This window comes from Pseudomonas sp. GW821-FHT07F05 (assembly GCF_059418765.1).
Window position 1 is genome coordinate 14,283 of the sequence record NZ_JBWKQL010000007.1, and the last position, 17,291, is coordinate 31,573.

The following is a 17,291-nucleotide window of genomic DNA, read 5'->3' on the forward strand; positions in this document are numbered from 1 at the left end:
TTCCTTGTCCTTCTGCTACTTGTTCAGGTTGATGATCGATTTGCCTTCGATGTCCACGACGTTGCCGGACAACGTGATGGTGCCGTCGGACTTCATGGTCAGCGAGCTCGCGCCCACTTCCAGCGTGATAGAGGTGAAAGCCTTGATCTTCACTTCACCATTCTTGACGGAGAGCTCGTACGCCCCGTCCTCAACATTGATGGCGGTCTTCAGCTGGATCGTTTCGGTGTGCGTCCCCTTCACTGTGATTTCGCGATTGCCGCCCACTTTGTGGCTCTCATTCGCCTCGATCTCGGTTTCCATATCCCGTTCGGCGTGCAGGCTGACCCTCTCAGCGCCAGACTTATCTTCAAACATGAAGGAGTTGGCGTTCGAGCCTTTACCTTTGATTGAACGTGTCAGAAAACCACTCTGCGTCTTGTTCGCCGGCAACGACCACGGCGGGGTGTTCTTGCTGTTGTAGACGCTGCCCATGATCAGCGGGCGGTCGGGGTTGCCATCCAGGAAAACCACCACGACTTCATCACCCACACGCGGGATCTGGATGCTGCCGAAACCGCCGCTGGCACCTGACTGGGCCACGCGGACCCAGCAGGAGCTGTGGTCGTTGTACTTGCCGTTGCGGTCCCAGTGGAACTGGACTTTTACGCGGCCGAGTTCGTCGGTGAAGATTTCTTCGCCCGGCGGGCCAACGATGATGGCGGTCTGTGGCCCGGCGATGGTCGGGCGTGGCGTGGACAGTTGCGGGCGGAAGGGAATCTTTTTGCGCACGCAGGAGAAGGTGTTGTAGTAGCTCGCCTGATGGCCGTTGAGGTAGTTGTTGTGGCCTTCGCTTTCAACGCCCATCAGCAGGAACTGGCGATCGTCGGCCGAGCCTTGATCGTGGTCGTAGTGCTGCACCAGCTCGAAGGTGTAGCCAGGCCTCATCGCGCGGCAGTTGCTCGCCCCTTCGAACTTCTTGCCGCGGATTTCCAGGGCTTCCATGCGCAGGCGCAACAGCGTTTCGCCCTCGTCGTAAGTGCCGTGGGTGTACTGGCCGGGGAAGTCGTAGATCTCGAACGTCTCGACGTCGCCCTGTTTGTTCAGGCTGTTCATCCCGACGGGCAGACGGTTGTTGGGCTGACGGTAGTCGAACGTCTGCACGGCCATCTTGCCCGCCTGCAACTGGCGGTTGCCGCTCCACTGAGTGATGGAGTCTGCGGTCTCGGTGACGGACGCGGTGTGGAAGCGGATTTGCGGTTGTTCCGGCAACGGCTGCAGCATGCTGGAGTCGTCGCAGATGATCATGGTGTGGCCTTCGGCGGTGTGCTCGAAGTAGTAAAACATCCCTTCTTCTTCGAGCAGACGCTGGACGAAGTTGAAGTCGGTTTCACGGTATTGGGTGATGTAGGTGTAGCGCTTTTGCGGCTTGGTCAGGCGGAATTCATGACGGGAGAACGCCGGGCACAGGGCGAACACCTGGGTCACCACTTCTTCGACGGTATTGCCCTGAAAGATCCGCGTGTCGAAGCGGTTTTTCAGCATCGAGAACCAGGGGTTGAGCGTCGCGGTGTAGCGGGCCATGCCGCCGTCGCTGCCGGTGCTGGCGAAGCGCGTAAGGTAGCCGGCGATATAGCGCGGTGTGCTGTCGGCCAGTTCGATTTCGATAGTGACCAACTGCCCCATCATCGACTTGAGCTCGACGCCGGAGTCTTCGCAGATCAGCAGCAGCTCGAAGCTATACGCCTGGGACAGCGCTTCCCGACCTTTGAAGGATTCGAGCAGCAGTTGCTGTTCCGGGTTGGCGAGGTTATTGAACTTGAACAGGCGCCGGTTCTGGGGCGAGAGCAACGCGGCAAGGTCCATCATCATGAAAATCTCCTGGATGGCACGGGGTAGAACGCTACCGCCATGCTCAGCAACAACAGGTTACGAGCCGACAAGGGGGCCGGAGCCCTTGTTGCATCGTCGCTAACGGGTTGATGACGCGCCACCGGGCGGGTTCGCCATCGGCCGTGGGGGCATTCCTACAATCACGTAGGACCCGAGCTACAGACGCTTCTTTAAAACAACAGTCTCGGAATCGACGGTCGGGTCCGCGCGCATGTGTGCAATCGGCAGCACCACCATCTGGTTCCGGGTAAAAATTCAAACGCTGGACACTGCGACCGCGCTGCAATGCGAAAGTGCCACCAGGCACTGGAATTCGCTAACGACATCACATTCTCAGAATCGTTACAGATGTTTCACAGCGGCAAAGGAGACACTTATGCGCCTCCCGCTGTCAACCCGGTGAATCGATTTTGCGGAGCGTCGCGCAGGATGGTGGATCCCGTTTGAAATTTCTTAACCGTCGGGTGAATGTCTCGAAGTGCCCGTAATCACAGGCGCTTGCCGGGGGTTATGGGCACCAGATGGTTGAATGACGGTGTTCTGCCATCATTGCCCAGCGTAAAAAACCTGAGAAAAATGCCCGTCGCCGGAAATTAAATCGTACTTTAGCGGTCGATAGCGGGCTTGAGGTCTCCTGCTGGCAACGTGCTAGCCGTAACGACCAACCGCAACACCCACGCTCACTCAAGGCGCTCCATGGCGCCCTACTCCAGGCCTGTGATGTGTAAATGGACTTTTTAGCCAACATACCTAGCTGGGACGACATCGAGCGGAATCTCGACCATAAGTTCGGCGCGATCAATCAGAGCATCGATCAGGGTCTGCAGAGCGCCAACGACGGTTGGGACGGCATGAGCCGCCGGGTCAGTAACGGGCTCAGCCAGGCTTACGGCTATATGGGCGGCGATCGGATTGATCACGTCCGGCAGGCCATGGACCTCTCCTACCCGATCATGCAGTCCGAGCTCACCCGCAAGTGGGCCTCGATCAACATCAATGAAATCATGCCGGTGCTGATCAAGCTGGTGCAGGACGTCGTGATGATTCTTGGGGGGAGCGTCGCAGTCGGCGGCGCTGTCGGGGGCGCGGTGGGTTCATTGGCGTTCGGCGTAGGCGCCCTGCCTGGCGCCATGGTTGGCTCCGGAATCGGTCTGCAGGTCGGCAACTTGATTCTGATGGCTCTGGGCTTGGCGGCCATTGCGGAATACTTCTACCAAGGCTTGCCGGCATGTCTCGCGACGCTGCAGGAAGGGCTCGCCACCGCGTGGCACGCCGAAGACGGCTTAAAGCCCGCAGGTCTTGACCCAACTGGCGGTTCGGCTGCGCAGGTACAAGAACGCACTGAACGCGCCGCTCGGCAATTGGCTCGCGGGCAAGAGCAACTGGTGATGCTGCTGCTAACGGCGATCGTGACTTATCTGACGCGCGGGCAGATGAAGGCCGGCGTGATGAACAGTCTGGAGAGTATCGCTACCCGCAGCGCCAAGCTACAAGCCGACATTTCGAACAAGGAATTCGCGGCGTGGTTAGCGCGCAATGAACAGAAGATTTTGGCTCAGCCGGAATTGCAGGCGAGGGAAGCAGTTCCGGTGGTAAAGGTCGAGCCGGAGCAACCGCCCCGCGAACGGACTCCAGACAGACCCACAGTGCTGGCCCCCAAAGTAATGAGTCTCCGCGAGGCCGTCGGTCAAGATTTGGCAGATAGTTGGATTAAGAAGGGGAGAGAACAAGCTAATGTACGAGATCCTGCGCTGTCAGCCCTGCTTTCGGACGATCAAATAGGTGCTCTTTATGGGTACTCTACAAATGACGTATACAAAGAATTCAACGCAGCATTGCGTTCCGGTACAGCAACACCTGAAGTGGAGGCATTTGCTCATCATGCCACTGAAGGACTGGCACGCCTGCCTCAGTATGCTGGTGGTGAGTCGCGGAGGGGAACGGATCTGCCTAAGGCAGTATTGGATCGGATGCAGATGGGAGCGACCGAGACAGACAAGGGATTTTTTAGCTCATCAGCGAAGATACCATTCAGTGGGAATACACAAATGCTGGTACGCGGCGTGTCGGGCAAAGATATCAGCTTTCTTGCTGAGTGGAACGAGGCCGAAATACTGTATCCGCCAGGAACATCTTTTAAGGTTTTAAACCGGATTGAATCAGGCTCAACTACCCATTTACTACTAGAAGAAGTCCCATGATCGACCTTCATAGCACGACGCTGATCGTAACCGAATACGCTCATAGATACGATCATTTGCAGCCGCCCTCCTACCCTCGTGATGCAGGCAGCAGAGGGTATGTCGAGGCTGAATGGGAGAGGTCTAGACCCTCCACTCTGACCCACAGCCAATCCATAGACAGAGCGAAAGGAGCTTTGTTGGGGCTGGCTATAGGAGATGCCGTAGGCACCACCCTTGAGTTCCTGCCACGCGATGCAAAACATGTGAAGGATATGGTGGGCGGCGGACCATTTAATTTAAAGCCAGGGGAGTGGACCGATGATACAAGCATGGCATTGTGCTTAGCAGAAACCTATTTGGCAGAGGGCAGATTTGATTATATAGATTATCTAGACAGGCTCTGCCAGTGGTACAAACAGGGAAAGAACAGCGTAAATGGAGTTTGCTTCGACATCGGAAACGCAACTCGCAATGCACTCGAGGGCTGGCTAAGTCTGAGGCTGAAATGGATTGGGAATACCGAACCTAACACCGCAGGGAATGGCTCTATAATCAGACTGGCACCCGTTGCCATCTTTCGGCGGCATATGCTGTCATCCACGTGGCGAGAAGCTCAAACTCAAAGTCGCACCACCCACAGAGCTTTGGAAGCAGTGAACTGCTGTGAGCTCATGAGCGCACAATTGCACTTGGCACTCAATGGCGCAGATAGGATAGAGATGTGCCAGCCTATGGTTCGTCCCCTTCTAGCGCGAGCAACCATCATCAATGCAGGTGAATACAAACAAAAAACCCGTGATCAGATCCGCTCTAGTGGCTACGCGATTGATACGTTGGAGGCAGCACTGTGGGCGGTGTGGAACACTGACAACTTTAAAGATGCAGTGCTGTTAGCTGCTAATCTCGCAGATGACGCTGACAGTGTCGCTGCAGTTGCCGGACAACTGGCTGGAGCCCTTTATGGCGCGTCCGGGATACCAGAAGAGTGGGTAACAAAAGTTGCATGGTCAGAGCATATCCAAAACCTAGCATTTCAGCTGCATGAGCAAGCACCTGATAAAGATCGATTTTATGAATGAAGTTAGTTCGTAACCTTTGCGTCCGGGTCGCAACTGCTCGGTAGGCTTATGCAGAATGGCAGTTCCGACACCTTGCAATTCGGCCAGAGTTGCTCTGCTGGCCCCACGAGAATATGGCTATAACACTCGCGCTATCACGAAATACCCTCAACGAATCGCGCATCGCGGAGATGGCTGGCACCGTCGTGTGCCGGGCTGGTCAGATTGAGATGAGGGTAAGCTCTAGCCCGAAGCTCTCAGAACCTTCACAGCGAAGAAGCGAAGAAGCATAAGCCGGTGCCCACTTCCAGGCAGGATAGATGCCACACACCAACGGTCCTGAAGGCTTCGCCGTGATGGGACTGCTCGAACAAGCAGGCCGGGCAAAGGGAGCGTTGACAGTAATCAAGCCGGGTATGCCATGAATTCAGCTACACCCCTCCACTCTCCAGAAAAAGCACCATCTACCCTGCCCCGCGCCTAAGGCCGCGCATCCATCCCAATGACAAGGACGCCAACACTCATGCAACCAAACAACTCCTACACTTCTTCCGACACCGGCGAGCTGATCGCAACGTTCCGCCAAGGCAAGGCCTTTTTGATTTTCGGCCTGATATTGGCCGCTGTGCTTTTTGGCCTCGCCGCATTCGTGTTCTATCTGAGCACGATTGTGCCAATGGCCCATAACGGCCCGGTAACTCTCCAGACGTCCCGCGGCATGACCCTCAATTTCTCAGGCGAACACGTAGTGTTTAGTTTCACCATAGGCTTGTTGGCCATTATCGGGCTATGCCTATTGGGTACCACCGTTTGGCAAAAAAAGCTGCGTAGTACCCACTACGAAGTTTATGGAAACGGCATCGTGCGCATCACTAAAGACCAGCGCGACTACACGGCGTTTGCCGAGATAGAGGACTTGTACCTGTTCAGCTCCGGGCAAACTGTTTTGACGGGCCTGATCACAAACCTGGCCTATCGTCGCAATGCCTCAGAGCCCTTTCATCGAGTGGTCGATACCTTGAAAGGCTTCCAGGCATTTCAGGAACTGGTCCGTGACTTACACGTCCGCGCACGCCTGCCGGCTGTGGCCGAAGCGCTGGAGGCGGGCCAGTCGGTCACCTTCAACTGCATCAGTTCAAAGCAAGTCTGGGGCAAGCGAGTAACCGGCAACTTCCTTAAAGTGACAACGGCGCCAATTCTTGTGAGCCGGGACTTCTTCGAGTACCAAGGCAAGAAAGTGCCGGTGTCGTCGCTGCGCACGGTAGACCTCAGCGCCTGGACCGAAAATGTAGTGATCAAGGATGAGAACGGCAAACCCGTATTGTCAACCATCGCCACCGGCATCCTGAGCCATGACCTGTTCCTCAACACGCTTGATGTCGTGTTGGCAGTTGAAGAGCAGGCACGCAAACCAGCCGCTAATGTTTTTGAGATGAACGTCCGATGATGATCTATCGGGGCGCAGGCTGGATGACGTTGTTCACACCAATAGCGATGTTGATGTTAATGATGTGGTTATGGCCGGATTCCAGCGTTAAGCCCGGAAATACATCGCTCATGCAACTCTTGATGGGCTTGGGTATTGGTTCAGCCATCAACGTTGTGCTGGGTTTTGTGTTGAATCGCGAGCTTCACCCCGATGGCGTTCGCCACCACTTCTTTTTTATACCGATGCAATGGCCGGCGCTGTTGATCATGCTGGCCTGCGCAGTGATCGCCTTGTTGAAATAAGCTCACCGACCGCTCGGCAAGGGCGGTCGGGTTTCGACCTGTTCAAGGCTTACACGGTAAGTGGTGTAAGTGTCCCCGTCTTTCAGGTAAAGGTCGCTGCTGTAATCCGAGATGGCTCCTTTCAGCTTGATATGCAGGCCGTTGGGGACGCCTTGGATTTCCACGTCTTTCAAGTCGGTGTCCGAGACCAGGAAGGGCGGGGTCTTGCCCAAATACACCTTCATGGTTTCGTCAGTCGATTCACGATGATCCATGTAGAACTTTAGCCACTTGGGATCTGAAGGGTCCCTCCCCTCCTCCACGATATAAAGCCACTCCCCTGGTATGAAGTTTTGCTTCAGGACTATTTGAGGAGGAAGCTCAGGTTTGTGGATGTAGCCATAGATAAGTGCCCCTCCGAGGCAGACCAGGAAGAAAATCGCGAAGTACTTTTTAAGCCTGAGCTTGAGAGCTTGCCATTCTGTTTTATTTATAGACTTCAACATTTGGCGTCAATGGTTGTCTTGATAAGCGCCCAGCGTGGCGCAGTGACGACATTTGAACAGGTAGGCGGTAGGGCCATGATCCTTATCCAGAGCATTTAAAAACGCTTGCCACTGCGGCCCCTCCTCCAATCCCGTTGAGTCCTGAACGGCGGCGATGGCTGCCGGGCCCATTTCAATCAACTCTTTGTGGCCGGCCTTACCGATGAATTCGGCCGCGTCGTCGCAGTGAGTGAACCAGCATTCTTGCTGCCACCCGCTGAAACCAGGCGTGCGCTGACAGACTTCGGCGATCTGCGCCTCGCTCAGCGTGTCATCGCCATCCAGGCCAACGCTCTCGTCATCGACAAACGTCGCGCCCAGGCGCTGGTGCGCACTCCCGTCGGCAATGCACCAAGGGCAGATGCAGTTTTCGTATTCCTCAATGGCGTATACCGGCCCTGCGTATATGTAGCCGCGGGCCTGATTGCAACTCACGCACGTGACGGAAGAAGGTTGCACCGAACCGGTACCGACGGGATCGGGATGGTAGATAAAGCGGGGCAGTGTCATAAACGCATCCTTGGTGATTGCTTAACCGCATTCTTACACGCTAATTGAATCGAGCAAAAAAATGGCGGATTGCTCATCCAGGTGACCATAAATCGGCACATCTCCATGGCGATCAGCGAACACGCGCTTGGCTTGGAAGCACAGCTGCGTGAGGAGCAAATTCACCATAGCTAATATCTAGCTTCAAGCTGAGGAGCTCATCCTACCCGGCCGGTACGCATCACCGGTATGCTAGCGGGAGTATGGTCACGTGCCCCGGGTAGGCCTTGGGCCCTGGAAACGAAAGGATTAATCATGCCAGATGCCACCCCCGCTATGAACCGCAGGGAAACCGCCAACAAAAAAAGAGGTGGCCATCCGTGCAATTGACTGCGCAAGGACGTGAACCCAATGACAGATAACCTGGACAATGTGTTGCTGATCGCGCTAGCGGACGGCGCACTCGACAAATTTATCGTCGGCGAGCCTTTCTATTTTCAAGAAGCCAAGGTAGACACCAAAGAACCACAAAACGTGCAGGCTGCCTTCGACTTGTTAGTGCTCGACTATTGGATAAAAACCAAGAATCAAACCTTTGCGGTCAAATTTGCAACAGCAATGTTAAAGGCTCTGGACACCTACCCAGACAAAAATCGAGCGATTTATGCTGTATCTTACTGGATCCAGTATTACCAATATTGCCTCATCCAAAAGAAGTCAAATCCAAACGGCAAGTATGGTGACCTTTTTGAAATGGATACAGCTGGCATCGCAAGAGCGCTCAAGCATGAACTTGAGGCCAACAAAGCTGAATTGATTAACGACACGCGGTGGGCAGGCGAGTCGTGGAACAGTAAGCAAGGTCTCTGGGAGCCATTGATGCGCATGGCGTTAGGCGTTCGGGACAAGTTTGAAGGTCCCGACTTCGTGCCTGATAATCTCTAGCGGGACGTTCGTCTATTGGCATTTGCGCCGATTCGAAGCGTGTTTCCATGAATCCGCATCACCCTCAGATCACAGCCTGCGGACTGCGGCCCGAACGCCACGAAGGTGCGGTTACCCAACCATCAGCAGAGCCGTGGCGGCTCGCTTCAACACCACTTGAGCAGCGAGGGCTAGAGGATGACTGAAATCCCGTTTAGACCGGCAACTTGCCGCGGAGCGCTGATCAGCAGGGTCAGCTTTTGTAATGCGCAGGAAGGCAGTTTTGAAGAGGGCCGCGATGAATAAAAACAAACTCCAGGCATCGGCGCGTGAGCTGCAGCGCACGCTAGATAAATACGCAGTCGTTGACCCTGCCGCAGCGTTACTATCGGGTTCGCTTCAGGACCTTATCGAGCGGGCCGAGCGATGCAGCATTCTTCAGGCGGTGGAAATCGGAGATATCCCAGGCTACAGGCTGCTCTCGGAGACCCATCTCCAAGGCTACAGTGATTTGTCCGAAGCATACGCTGCGTTCTACATTGAGCTTACCGGCGGCGAATCCGACGCTCTCAAAGCCTTCAAAGCGAGACGCGGCAAGTAACACGTTCGAGCTCACTATCTACAAAAGATTTGCACGCACAGCTGCATGCGAAGGAACTCACCATGAGTAACAACAAGCTTCACGCTGCAGCACTCAACCTGGAAACCCATCTCAAGGCGTATGCCGATCTCGATGCTGAGGCAGCGGAGCTATACGCTGAACTGAAGCCTCTGCTAAAGCTCGTCATGGAAGGGGCGATTACGACGCCTTGGGAGTGGGGCCAGATTCCGGGGCGATACCGCTTTAGCGAACGAGGCCTCCAGGCGTATGAAGCGCTTGAGCAGGCGTTTGCAACTTTTTGCACTGAGCTCACAGGGGGAGAAACGCCTGCCCTGAAATGGATGCGTGAATTCAGGTCTCAAAACCACTAGGCGCTGATGGCGTTCGGTTGGCTTGAGCAACCCCCGCTCTCCTCAACCGGCGCCCATCACCGGTATGCTGCTGGCAGTTTTGGTCACGTGGGCCGGGGAGCTTCTGAATCATGAAAACGGAAGAAAAGTCATGCAGGACGCCACCAAGATGAACCGCAGAGAAACTGCCAAACAAAAAATAGAAGCGGCCCTTCGTGCAATTGACTGCGCACTGACTGACCGGCGGCAGGCGATTTTTGAGATCACCACCGAGGATCAACTCATTCGCTTCAAAGCAGTACTACTGAAGGCTTTACACCTGATTTCGCGAGGCGAGATTCCGGAACTGATCAGCCATCGTAAGCTCGGGATGGCTAGAGTCATTTCGGATCAGTGGCCTTACAACCTGTCACTGGGTCTTATCATAATCGAAGCCGAACACGCCTTCGAAGCGACCTAACTGATGTAGTCTCCTTCCAATTAAGCAGCCCGCGCAGACCACGCCGTAAATCACCCTCGTTCACGCGCCACACGCTCACGATGGAGAACTGAATGAACAAGGAACCTGCCAACGTACTTGAGCTTGCATTGCATCACGATGAATTCGACAGATTCCTCGCAGGCGAGCCCTTTTATTTTCTCGAGACCAAAGACGACAACGCCGACCCTCAGAATGTTGTCGTCGCTTTCGATCGGCTGTTCATGCCGCAATTTAACGCCCGTAACGCTTCATTCTCAGCGAGTTTTGTTCAGGCTTTGCTGAAACTGCTCAACCATTATCCAGATCAAAATCGGGCGATCTATATGGCTCAAAGCTGGATCTGGTGCTACTGCTACTGCCTCGCGAATAAAGAAGCGCAGCCAGACGGGCCATATGCAGCGCTGCCCAAGATTGATTTGAGTGCCGTCTCAGATATCCTCAAACGACGCTTGGTCGAACGCAGGGCTGAGTTGACCGCCGACCAACGTTGGGCAGGCGCTGCCTGGAACAGCGAGGCAGGCTTGTGGGATCCCTTGGTGCGCACAGCACACCACGTCCGGGACAAGCTTAACTGCCCTGACTCCGTTCCTGATGGAGCATAATCATTTGAAGGATTGGCACTGGGTCATCGGGTCAGGAGCGGTAACATGAGAGCAATCAGCAAAAGAATGTCTGAGGTACTCGGTGCTCATTGCGCAAGCCCAACCTCTCGCCAGATTGACGAACCTCTGCAGGAGGGATGTGTCATTGAGATTGAGGATCTATTGGTGGATCTCTCCTCCGATCTAGGCGGAGCAGTAGTCTTCACCCGAGGTGCCCAGTTCGTGAGCCAGACCGGGACCTACGACCTGGACATCATCTATGGCCTATCACCCGACGGATACAACATCTTCCAGAGGAACAACATGTATTCCGGCCGAATCCCCGACAAGACCTACACCTTCGGCGAATCGCCCGCGGGCGACCAGTTTTGCATTGCTAAAGCAACTGGGGCCGTTCATTACTGGGCACATGACGCGGCGGGTGTCGACCGGGGATATGTCTTGATTTCTTCCAGTCTGGAAGACTTCCTGAACAGGTTAACGCCAAACGAGACAAGCGATAGCGAAGCGTTGGAAAAGAGTAAAAAGATCGTCAGCATCGATTTGTCCTTCTGAGATATCACTCTTTAGGGCGGCTCGCCCAGGTGGCATGGTGAGCGTGAACGAACTGATTTTTCGCGGACCGGGAAAGTGAAATCGGTGATCTGTCCATCGCGATACCTGCCGCGCTTCTGCACAACGTGATCGAGGACACCTGCCGGCATCAATAAGAGGTATCCGCGGATCGAATTTTAAAGACTGATCTATCGCAGAGGACCTTATGAAATTTACAGATATTCACTTCAATCGCGAAAAGCGCTTCTCACTAGGAATAGAAGAATTTTCAGGAAAGTTCTATGCTTCATTTCCGGTGAGAAATGACATGATTGAGTATGAAGAATATTACGAAATTGATCGCGCGCAGCTTGATCTATTCCAAAGTGATCTGAATGCCGCACTGACGTTCGTTACCAAATGCCGCAACAGACAGCTGGACGAGTTGCTCATACAGAAGCCCGGAACTAGACGAGGGGAAGCTATATAACTCGCCGAATCAATTCACGAATATGGCAGCGTCTTGAGGACCGGAAACGCTTAGCAGCAAGGCTACTCTCTCCCAAGTCATTTACGATGCCAACGACAAAGGTGGTCGAGGCTCATGTGTAAATCATCCCTAAAGGTGACATAGCCATGGCCACTCGTGAACTTGGCCCGACATCAGGTACACATTTAGTGATCTACCCTACCGCGGCGGCGCCGCAGGTTCAGGGTCAAGGTCTTCATGAGGATTCACTAGATCCAGAGGGCACTACAGAGCCAGACGGCCTACTAGCTACGTCAAGTGGGAAACAAAATCAACTATAGTTACTCCAGCATTCTTGTAGAGCCGATTGCCGGAATCCCGTTTGTACCGGGTACCTGCCGAAAGTACTGGGAAATACGGGCTACCATACCCCGAATGGCCTAGGCGTCCGTCGAGGCGCACCTAGAGCCAACCCAGGTGAAAAATCTACTGATCCACCACCTACCGCGCGCTTCGCGGATGCCGTCGATTTCCATAAACGTGTAGCGCCCTGATGTGGTTTTTTCTTTTATGCTCAACGTGCGCAGCGCTCTAACTGAATGACGCAGGTGGTAAAGAATCACTAAAGCGCAGGTCGTCAGGACGACCGCACCAACAACTCCCGCTGCGGGTACCCCAAAGATTTTGACGAAGATACTCGCGACTAATGTGGAGGCACCAGCCAACAACGCAGCCGGATACCTTGCTGACTTGCTCTGACTAATTCTCGGCACTACCTTTACCTTGTTTCCACTGTATTCAAACGGATGAAACGACGGTTTTGTGCGCGCAATTATAAAATAAGTAAAAAATACTAAAGCCACGGGTAACAATCCTGCAATGAATGCCTCGGCACTTGCCGGGCCCCACACGTCGGCAGCGGAAGCGTAAGCGGCACTGCCTGCTAGTATGATCAAGAAGCTCAGCACACTGGCTAGGACTGACCACAAATAAAATGTAAACCTCTCACAAAAATAGATCAGGTAGAGAAACCAGCTAAGTTTCAAGAGAAAAACCAGAATATAGGCTGGCCAGAAGAGCGGAACCGCAGAGAGCCCGATAGCCATGGAAAAGACAAGTGCGATAAACGAGACCCAAGCACCGTGCTTGAGATAATCGGAGTCCAAAATCATCAGCCAGTATCCCTTTCAACGCTTCAACGCATTCTTTATCGGTTTGCCTCAACCCATGGATCAATAAATATTCCAACCCAACCCATACCCTCAAGCACAGACTTTGATTGGCTAGAGATCCTGCGTCTGTCGACAGCGCGCAACTCGGCGGTTTCGGATTGGCAGAGCCTGGACGCGATCAGCTGTACGTTCTGCGGCGCGAGAAACGATGCGAGGTGCATGATCATGTAAATCTCCTTTACCCCTTGGGTGAATACGCGAAGAGACAATTCAGCGTGCGCAGAATTACCTTTAATCATGCACCTGGTCACTGGTGCCGGGAACTAATCCACTTGAACAATCTACTGATCCACCAACGGCTGCGGGCTTTACGGATCTCGTCGATTCGCTTGAAGGTGAATGGAGCAGGCATGGACTTCTCCCGAGAACGGAGGGTGCGCAGGCCGCTAATCGCATCACGTTCATAAAGCATGAGGGCAACGCAGCAAAAAAAGACGCCCAACACAGCGACGGCGCTAGACGTCAGTGATGACACAGAGTTGATCAAAAGAGCTGATACCACAGTACCAACACCTGCAATGAGGCCGGGACTGTAATGACTGCTTCGCATAGCGACACGTGAAACCTTGTTCCCATCGGTTTGAAAAGGAAAACTCTTACGAGGAGAAAAATAGACAAATGCGTAGATCAATCCCATCAACGCCACGAGCCCTATATTTGCAACGGCAGCCTGGGATCTCGAAGCGTGCAAATCTACGACAAGCGCGACATGGGCTAGACCCGCCGCAGCGACGCCAAATGAGAATACAAATGACGAAAACATGCCGAGCGTGAAAGATGTGAAACTTTCACACCAGTAAATCATATAGAGAATATATAAAAAGAATAAGGCCACGAAACCGAAATATAGCCAAGTGCATTCAGGAAAGTTAGCAGGCCCAAACGCACCTGCGCCCACGACAAACAGAAAGGTCAATAGGGGACCTCGTTTGATTGTACGCGGGTCTGGATCATACATCGTATTCATTGAACCAGATAACTCCAATCTGCACATTAATGATGAATTCCCGGTCGCACTATCAACGCTTGTAGCGAGCGATAGCTTTTCGAGCAAAAAAATTGCAATCGGCGGCAACTGTCCCCGTAGTTGAATTCCAAGCCTTGCAACCGGCTGCGAAAAGTATTCAGGAAGTCGGACCTCTCATATCTTCGCAGCGCATAAATTACGAAGGAGGTCACAGTCTCAGAATCGTTACAGGCGTCACCGCGAGAAAGGAGACACTTTTGAGCATCTCCCTGTCAACCCGGTGAGTCGATTTTGCGCAGCGTTGAGTATCGTGCTTGGGAGTTCCAGCAGTCCGCCTCGTTGCAGGAAGACTGCGCAGCCAAACGGTCTCTGGATTGTCGAAATGTGTTAGACGCGCACGCATCGGCGAATGGGCACTGGCTTCTGCCCTGCAACTGCCTTCCGGTTCCATCCCGCCTGGCTATCGGATGACGTCAACCCACACCGCGCCGTTTCCGTCGCTATAACCGTTCACAAATCAGCGATGCGAGATACCCACCAAACCAAGTCGAGACGAATCATCGAGCAATCAGTCATCCTGCGACACCCTCCAAGCCGCGATCGACGTGAACCATCTGCTCAAATACCAGCGCCTCCGCGCTTCGCGAATTTGGTCAATTTGCATGAACGTGTAGGGCGTAGGCATTGATTGTTCTTGAAGGCGGAGCGCGCGTAGCCCCCTGATGATGTGCCGAGCGTGAAACAACGCGGCGATGCAAAACGCCTGCAGTCCAACCATAGCGACCATTGCAGCAGTTAAATGGCCGAGTGAATTTATAGTAATACTTGCCGCCAAGGTTGTAGCCCCGGCAACTAACACGGGATTATACGAGGCAACTGATCGCTGTCTATTCTCATACCTCGGCTGAACTTTTAGCCCGTCATATTCGAACGGATGAAAGGATGATCTACCTCTGGCCAGTGCATAGTAGGTCAGCAGCGTGATACCAACCGGGGCGCACCCTAGCAATAACGGCAGAAGACCCTCTTTGCCCCAGATGCTTCCTGCTGCGAGATACGCGACCGAGCAGACTGGTGAACAAAACGCGCCTAAAAACGCCACGACCAGCGAGATCATATAAACGGTAAATCTCTCACAAAAATAAACCAGGTAGAGAGTCCACAGAATCGCCAGCAGCGCCACCACGAGGTACAGATGCCAGAAAAATTCAAGATTTGATGGACCTAGGGCCATCATGGATAAAAGGAATGTTAGCAATGTCCAACTGACCTTCTTGAGATTATGCGCATCAATCATTACCGTTCCCTAGCCCATAAGCACATACATTCATCGTCGATCACTGACGGTTGACCAGACAAAAACTCGACCTCATTCGCACCGCCTTGCTCAACGACAACCAACCTGTGTAAAGCTTTGCGCAGCGAGCTTTATCAGATATTGCATAATGAGGCAGCGCTAAAGCTGCTTTAGCAAGCAAACTGGAGCCCTACGAACGATGACATTCAGCGACACTTACGTAAACCGAGAAGAAAGGTTCTGTCTTGGCATCGAAGAAACCTCAGGCCAGTTCTTTGTGGCTTTCCCTGTTTTCAACGGCTTGATCGAGTACGAAGAATATTACGCAATAGACCAACAGATGTCCGAACGCTTCCACCACGATCTCGCCTCAGCGCTTGAATTCGTCAACCGTTGCCGTCGGCGAGAGATGGACGAGTTGCTGATGCAAAAGCCAGGCTCGAAACGAGGCTTCGCTTGCTAGCATTGCGGCGAATCCAAAGACCATCGTTAGGTACCTCAGCATGAAATTCACCCGGATCCACGTAAACCGAGAAGAAATGTTCTCCCTGGGAGTCGAAGAAACCTCAGGCCAGTTCTACGTATCATTTCCGGTAAGCAGCGGCTTTGTGGACTACGAAGAATATTACGCAATAGACCAACAAATGTTCGAACGCTTCCACCACGATCTCGCCTCAGCGGTTCAATTCGTCAACCGCTGCCGCCGACAAGAGCTGGACGAATTACTGATGCAAAAGCCAGGTTGGAACAGAGGCACCGCGATCTAGCAAACGGCTCCGTACGACAGGGAAACGACCCGTTGAAAAAAGCCATCGACTACATCGATGAAGCCATTGCGATCACGCGCCAGAGGGAGGCATCGTGTCCAGCGTTCCCACTTTACGCAAGCGCGCTGATCCAGCTCGACTTCATCAGAAACGTCTTGCTGGGCACCGAAAAAGACAAGAGCCGCCTGCACAGACTGACCATTGGCGCGTTGGCCGGGAAGGAGTTCGGAGAGACGGATCCGGACCTTGCTGATGCACTCGGCATCGCTTACTACATCGGCAGCCAGATCGGTCGCGGATTGAAAATTCGACTCCCAGACGGCCAGCCCCTCGAAAGCCTGCACCGCCCAGCCCCCCCACTTCAGGAGTAAAACGTTTGCCGTCCACCGACCTGCAGCACCTCTACAACAAAGCCTGGCTGTTCGCCTCCCACGCCCACGTCGGGCAGATGATGAAGGGATCGAATCTGCCGTACACCACCCATGTTGCGATGGTCGCCAACGAGCTGATTTTCGCGGACCGGGAAAGTGACATCGGTGATCTGGCAATCGCCATGCCTGCCGCGCTGCTGCATGACGTGATCGAGGACACCGCGATCTCGGAGGAGGCATTGGCTGAAGTGTTCGGCGCCGTTGTCGCATCGACTGTCGCCTGCCTGAGCAAGAACCTGATCGTTCCGTTCTCGGACGAGCGCTATTTCCAGGCAATCGCCGCGCATTCCCGGGAAGCGGCGGCCATTAAATTGTGCGACCGAATCACCAATCTCCAATCCGCGCCATCGACGTGGTCGTTGGAAAAGCGCGCCTGCTATCACGAGGAATCTGCGCAGATCCTGGCGGCGCTTGGGCACACCAATGATTACCTGAAGCGCCGACTCACCGATGCCATGGCGCGCTATAAATCCTTGTACGTCGATGAGCAGCGTGACATCTGAAGACCTCTTCGTGAGCACGGTGAAGCGCCACTCCGGTCACTCCCACAAGTTTTCCGAAACTGGCCAAAATATCGGGTCAGCCCACCATGCCGTGGGAGCGAGCTTGCTCGCGAATGGTATTCCAGCCGACGGATATCTGCTGAACGCACCGGCCTCTTCGTGAGCAAGCTCACTCCCACAGAATCTGCAGTGTGTCCCGGATCTGTGGCCCACATGAGACCAGTCGGGCCTTGCTCGCGAAGCGGTCTAGCCCAAAGGGTCCAGTCAGCCCTTCAC

At 53.9% G+C, this 17,291-nt stretch carries 21 protein-coding genes; 15 read left to right on the forward strand and 6 right to left on the reverse strand.

The genetic code is table 11. The features are described 5' to 3' along the window. Positions 1-15: 15 nt before the first annotated feature. Positions 16-1,851 carry a type VI secretion system Vgr family protein gene (locus AC07RO_RS15750; RefSeq protein ID WP_495086494.1) on the reverse strand — a complete coding sequence of 612 codons (1,836 nt, stop codon included), beginning with the start codon at positions 1,849-1,851 and terminating at the stop codon, positions 16-18. A gap of 749 nt (positions 1,852-2,600) precedes the next feature. On the opposite strand from AC07RO_RS15750, the gene AC07RO_RS15755 reads away from it, so the two are divergent. From AC07RO_RS15755 to AC07RO_RS15770, 4 genes are all read left to right on the forward strand, one after another. Then, positions 2,601-4,073, forward strand: coding sequence for a DUF6861 domain-containing protein (locus AC07RO_RS15755; protein WP_495086495.1), 1,473 nt, complete (start codon positions 2,601-2,603; stop codon positions 4,071-4,073). Continuing rightward, positions 4,070-5,134, forward strand: a complete 1,065-nt coding sequence (gene tri1, locus AC07RO_RS15760; protein ID WP_346629101.1) for an ADP-ribosylarginine hydrolase Tri1 — start codon at positions 4,070-4,072, stop codon at positions 5,132-5,134. Before AC07RO_RS15755 ends, tri1 begins: the two co-directional genes overlap by 4 nt. Positions 5,135-5,636: 502 nt before the next feature. Beyond that, the gene (locus AC07RO_RS15765) at positions 5,637-6,560 is read left to right on the forward strand and encodes a hypothetical protein (RefSeq protein WP_495086496.1); all 924 of its coding nucleotides are present in this window, start codon (positions 5,637-5,639) and stop codon (positions 6,558-6,560) included. Next, positions 6,557-6,844: a hypothetical protein gene (locus AC07RO_RS15770; RefSeq protein WP_495086497.1), complete on the forward strand. Its 288-nt coding sequence runs from the start codon at positions 6,557-6,559 to the stop codon at positions 6,842-6,844. Before AC07RO_RS15765 ends, AC07RO_RS15770 begins: the two co-directional genes overlap by 4 nt. A 2-nt stretch (positions 6,845-6,846) precedes the next feature. Here the strand turns inward: AC07RO_RS15770 and AC07RO_RS15775 are convergent, their stop codons facing one another. Together AC07RO_RS15775 and AC07RO_RS15780 are read right to left on the reverse strand one after the other, a co-directional pair. Beyond that, positions 6,847-7,329 carry a hypothetical protein gene (locus AC07RO_RS15775; protein ID WP_495086498.1) on the reverse strand — a complete coding sequence of 161 codons (483 nt, stop codon included), beginning with the start codon at positions 7,327-7,329 and terminating at the stop codon, positions 6,847-6,849. Between the two features lie 6 nt (positions 7,330-7,335). Next, positions 7,336-7,878, reverse strand: a complete 543-nt coding sequence (locus AC07RO_RS15780; RefSeq protein ID WP_495086499.1) for a CbrC family protein — start codon at positions 7,876-7,878, stop codon at positions 7,336-7,338. Positions 7,879-8,268: 390 nt separating this feature from the next. On the opposite strand from AC07RO_RS15780, the gene AC07RO_RS15785 reads away from it, so the two are divergent. The 7 genes from AC07RO_RS15785 (at position 8,269) to AC07RO_RS15815 (ending at position 11,839) form a co-directional block, all read left to right on the forward strand. After that, entirely contained in the window at positions 8,269-8,802 is a 534-nt protein-coding gene (locus AC07RO_RS15785) for a hypothetical protein (RefSeq protein ID WP_346629093.1), read from the forward strand. Between the two features lie 277 nt (positions 8,803-9,079). Next, positions 9,080-9,382, forward strand: coding sequence for a hypothetical protein (locus AC07RO_RS15790; protein WP_065989087.1), 303 nt, complete (start codon positions 9,080-9,082; stop codon positions 9,380-9,382). A 62-nt stretch (positions 9,383-9,444) separates the two neighbouring features. After that, a complete protein-coding gene (locus AC07RO_RS15795) occupies positions 9,445-9,753 on the forward strand; it encodes a hypothetical protein (protein ID WP_065988957.1) in 309 nt (102 codons plus the stop codon). Between the two features lie 22 nt (positions 9,754-9,775). Continuing rightward, positions 9,776-10,192 (forward strand): hypothetical protein, encoded by a 417-nt coding sequence (locus AC07RO_RS15800; protein ID WP_495086500.1) that lies wholly within the window; start codon positions 9,776-9,778, stop codon positions 10,190-10,192. 92 nt (positions 10,193-10,284) lie between these two features. Continuing rightward, positions 10,285-10,815: a hypothetical protein gene (locus AC07RO_RS15805; protein ID WP_495086501.1), complete on the forward strand. Its 531-nt coding sequence runs from the start codon at positions 10,285-10,287 to the stop codon at positions 10,813-10,815. A 45-nt stretch (positions 10,816-10,860) separates the two neighbouring features. After that, positions 10,861-11,370, forward strand: coding sequence for an SMI1/KNR4 family protein (locus AC07RO_RS15810; RefSeq protein ID WP_495086502.1), 510 nt, complete (start codon positions 10,861-10,863; stop codon positions 11,368-11,370). 205 nt (positions 11,371-11,575) lie between these two features. Next, a complete protein-coding gene (locus AC07RO_RS15815; protein WP_495086503.1) occupies positions 11,576-11,839 on the forward strand; it encodes a hypothetical protein in 264 nt (87 codons plus the stop codon). Between the two features lie 419 nt (positions 11,840-12,258). Here AC07RO_RS15815 and AC07RO_RS15820 read toward each other — a convergent pair whose 3' ends face one another. From AC07RO_RS15820 to AC07RO_RS15830, 3 genes are all read right to left on the reverse strand, one after another. Further along, entirely contained in the window at positions 12,259-12,990 is a 732-nt protein-coding gene (locus AC07RO_RS15820) for a hypothetical protein (RefSeq protein WP_346629087.1), read from the reverse strand. 307 nt (positions 12,991-13,297) lie between these two features. Next, positions 13,298-13,966 carry a hypothetical protein gene (locus AC07RO_RS15825; protein ID WP_346629086.1) on the reverse strand — a complete coding sequence of 223 codons (669 nt, stop codon included), beginning with the start codon at positions 13,964-13,966 and terminating at the stop codon, positions 13,298-13,300. Positions 13,967-14,585: 619 nt separating this feature from the next. Next, the gene (locus AC07RO_RS15830; RefSeq protein WP_346629085.1) at positions 14,586-15,314 is read right to left on the reverse strand and encodes a hypothetical protein; all 729 of its coding nucleotides are present in this window, start codon (positions 15,312-15,314) and stop codon (positions 14,586-14,588) included. A gap of 199 nt (positions 15,315-15,513) precedes the next feature. On the opposite strand from AC07RO_RS15830, the gene AC07RO_RS15835 reads away from it, so the two are divergent. From AC07RO_RS15835 to AC07RO_RS15850, 4 genes are read left to right on the forward strand one after another with little or no spacing between them, the layout of a single operon-like run. After that, on the forward strand, positions 15,514-15,777 hold the full coding sequence (locus tag AC07RO_RS15835) for a hypothetical protein (protein WP_192173536.1): 264 nt from the start codon (positions 15,514-15,516) through the stop codon (positions 15,775-15,777). A gap of 40 nt (positions 15,778-15,817) precedes the next feature. Continuing rightward, positions 15,818-16,081 (forward strand): hypothetical protein, encoded by a 264-nt coding sequence (locus AC07RO_RS15840; protein ID WP_495086504.1) that lies wholly within the window; start codon positions 15,818-15,820, stop codon positions 16,079-16,081. A gap of 32 nt (positions 16,082-16,113) precedes the next feature. Then, entirely contained in the window at positions 16,114-16,452 is a 339-nt protein-coding gene (locus tag AC07RO_RS15845) for an immunity protein Tsi6 family protein (RefSeq protein WP_346629083.1), read from the forward strand. Positions 16,453-16,457: 5 nt separating this feature from the next. Further along, complete coding sequence (locus tag AC07RO_RS15850; RefSeq protein ID WP_495086505.1) at positions 16,458-17,015, forward strand: HD domain-containing protein; 558 nt, start codon at positions 16,458-16,460, stop codon at positions 17,013-17,015. Positions 17,016-17,291 lie beyond the last annotated feature (276 nt).

Excerpts from the sequence above, each read along its gene's own strand:
- AC07RO_RS15790 (WP_065989087.1), top strand. The coding sequence starts at position 9,080 with ATGAATAAAAACAAACTCCAGGCATCGGCGCGTGAGCTGCAGCGCACG.
- AC07RO_RS15795 (WP_065988957.1), top strand. The coding sequence starts at position 9,445 with ATGAGTAACAACAAGCTTCACGCTGCAGCACTCAACCTGGAAACCCAT.
- AC07RO_RS15805 (WP_495086501.1), top strand. The coding sequence starts at position 10,285 with ATGAACAAGGAACCTGCCAACGTACTTGAGCTTGCATTGCATCACGAT.
- AC07RO_RS15765 (WP_495086496.1), top strand. The coding sequence starts at position 5,637 with ATGCAACCAAACAACTCCTACACTTCTTCCGACACCGGCGAGCTGATC.
- AC07RO_RS15820 (WP_346629087.1), bottom strand. The coding sequence starts at position 12,990 with ATGATTTTGGACTCCGATTATCTCAAGCACGGTGCTTGGGTCTCGTTT.
- AC07RO_RS15770 (WP_495086497.1), top strand. The coding sequence starts at position 6,557 with ATGATGATCTATCGGGGCGCAGGCTGGATGACGTTGTTCACACCAATA.
- AC07RO_RS15755 (WP_495086495.1), top strand. The coding sequence starts at position 2,601 with ATGGACTTTTTAGCCAACATACCTAGCTGGGACGACATCGAGCGGAAT.
- AC07RO_RS15780 (WP_495086499.1), bottom strand. The coding sequence starts at position 7,878 with ATGACACTGCCCCGCTTTATCTACCATCCCGATCCCGTCGGTACCGGT.
- AC07RO_RS15810 (WP_495086502.1), top strand. The coding sequence starts at position 10,861 with ATGAGAGCAATCAGCAAAAGAATGTCTGAGGTACTCGGTGCTCATTGC.
- AC07RO_RS15840 (WP_495086504.1), top strand. The coding sequence starts at position 15,818 with ATGAAATTCACCCGGATCCACGTAAACCGAGAAGAAATGTTCTCCCTG.
- AC07RO_RS15750 (WP_495086494.1), bottom strand. The coding sequence starts at position 1,851 with ATGATGATGGACCTTGCCGCGTTGCTCTCGCCCCAGAACCGGCGCCTG.
- tri1 (WP_346629101.1), top strand. The coding sequence starts at position 4,070 with ATGATCGACCTTCATAGCACGACGCTGATCGTAACCGAATACGCTCAT.
- AC07RO_RS15815 (WP_495086503.1), top strand. The coding sequence starts at position 11,576 with ATGAAATTTACAGATATTCACTTCAATCGCGAAAAGCGCTTCTCACTA.
- AC07RO_RS15785 (WP_346629093.1), top strand. The coding sequence starts at position 8,269 with ATGACAGATAACCTGGACAATGTGTTGCTGATCGCGCTAGCGGACGGC.
- AC07RO_RS15835 (WP_192173536.1), top strand. The coding sequence starts at position 15,514 with ATGACATTCAGCGACACTTACGTAAACCGAGAAGAAAGGTTCTGTCTT.
- AC07RO_RS15830 (WP_346629085.1), bottom strand. The coding sequence starts at position 15,314 with ATGATTGATGCGCATAATCTCAAGAAGGTCAGTTGGACATTGCTAACA.
- AC07RO_RS15775 (WP_495086498.1), bottom strand. The coding sequence starts at position 7,329 with ATGTTGAAGTCTATAAATAAAACAGAATGGCAAGCTCTCAAGCTCAGG.